Origin of the sequence: Vibrio sp. YT-18 (assembly GCF_033337345.1) — a bacterium.
GTDB lineage: Bacteria > Pseudomonadota > Gammaproteobacteria > Enterobacterales > Vibrionaceae > Vibrio > Vibrio alginolyticus.
The window spans coordinates 1-1,556 of the sequence record NZ_JAWOQO010000090.1 but is presented as its reverse complement, the minus strand read 5'-3'; the positions used below and the strand labels follow the sequence as shown (position 1 = coordinate 1,556).

Sequence of the window (1,556 nt, the reverse complement as noted above, 5' to 3'; positions counted from 1 at the left end):
ATTAAAGCTGACTTTATTGACAAAAATTGGCACTGGCGTGCTGATAGAACGCAGCGGTGGTGTTTCTTCTTCAGGCTCTTCACTGGCAGGTGGCAATTCTGGCATTTGGAAGTTAACACCTTGCAGCGCCAGTTCATCAACACACACTTTTGGGTCAAAGAAACAGCGGAAGTTAATCGCCAACGCAAGGCGCTCGACTTTCGCATCAATATGTAAAGACTCATCAACAAAGCTGACATTTTGCAGTGCAAAACGAGGGAATAGCGAACCTTGAATGTTCTCGACTTTGAGTTGAGGTAAGGCTTTCTCTGCGCCCCAAATCGCCAACTTCAATCCTGGATGGGTAAACAGTACCGTTGCGACAAAAATAGTGATTAACAACAGCAGACCAATCAAACTTAGTGATAACCACTTGGTCCACTTAAACATCTTTTTGATCATAGCTCAGGCCCCAAAGAGAAGTGGATGCGGAATTCGTTGTTTGGCTTTTCATCCAGCCCCCACGCAAAGTCGAAGCTTACCGGTCCCACAGGTGAAGCCCATCGAATACCAACCCCGGCACCAGATTTCCATTCAGGTGTGTCATTAAACGCATCACCAATATCGTAGAACGTTGCGGCCCACCAGTTGCCGTAAACACGATATTGATACTCTAAGGTGCTGCTTAAGATGTATTTCGCACCCGTTAATGCGCCACTTTCATCGACAGGTGAGATGGATTCATAGCCATAACCACGGATGTTGTTGTCACCACCAGCAAAGAAACGCAACGATGGCGAAAGCTTTTCAAATTCCTCCGTGATATTAGCCCCCCCTTCGAGACGGAACAAACCACGATGGTTTTCGCCGATGCCACGAATCCACGAAGATCGCCCAAGCAAACGCAATACTCGCGTTTCAGATAGTAGCGCCGGATCGCCGTATTCAACCGTTACGCTTTGCTTATCGCCCCACATTGGCATACTGCCACCACGGACACGAGTACGCGAAAAGGTTGCGCCAGGAAGCACAAACTGCACGCCATCATCTTGCAAACCTTGCGAGAAGTTTTCGTACAAGTGACGAACGTACACGGTTTTGTGCCAACCACCGTCGGTTAACCAGTGTCTTTCTACCGCAAGGTTTGATTCCAAACTCTCAGTATCACGGTTGTCCAAATGCTTCAGACCAAATTGCAATTGATAGTATTCACGTAAGACGTCGTCTAATGGAATTTTGTAGCCGGCGGTGATGGTTTGTTCTGGTTTGGAGAGAGAAAGCGCCGTATTAAAGCTATGACCGCGTGCACTTACCCATGGTTTTTTCCATTTTAAAGTACCGCGCACACCCGTATCGGTGGAGTAACCAATACCGGTTTCAATTTGGTTTTTCGCAGCAGGCGCTAACGAGACTTTAATCGGCAACTCGCGCCCATCTTCAAGCTTGCTTAAGTCAGGCTCAACAAACACGGAGGAAAACCAATCGGTGTTAGACAGGTTTTGGTTGTATTCACCCACATCAGAGACAAGATAAGGTTCGCCAATTTCAAAAGGTCGCATCGACTCAACACGGTTTTC

The 1,556-nt window shown here is 47.4% G+C and carries 1 protein-coding gene and 1 pseudogene; both read right to left on the bottom strand.

Annotated elements, in window-relative coordinates; translation table 11 throughout:
• A pseudogene (locus tag R7M72_RS24540) lies at positions 1-441 on the bottom strand (translocation/assembly module TamB); the annotation flags it as partial.
• Positions 438-1,556, bottom strand: a 1,119-nt coding sequence (locus tag R7M72_RS24535) for an autotransporter assembly complex family protein (RefSeq protein WP_318056393.1), incomplete at its 5' end; no start/stop codon positions are given. The pseudogene R7M72_RS24540 and the gene R7M72_RS24535, both read right to left, overlap by 4 nt.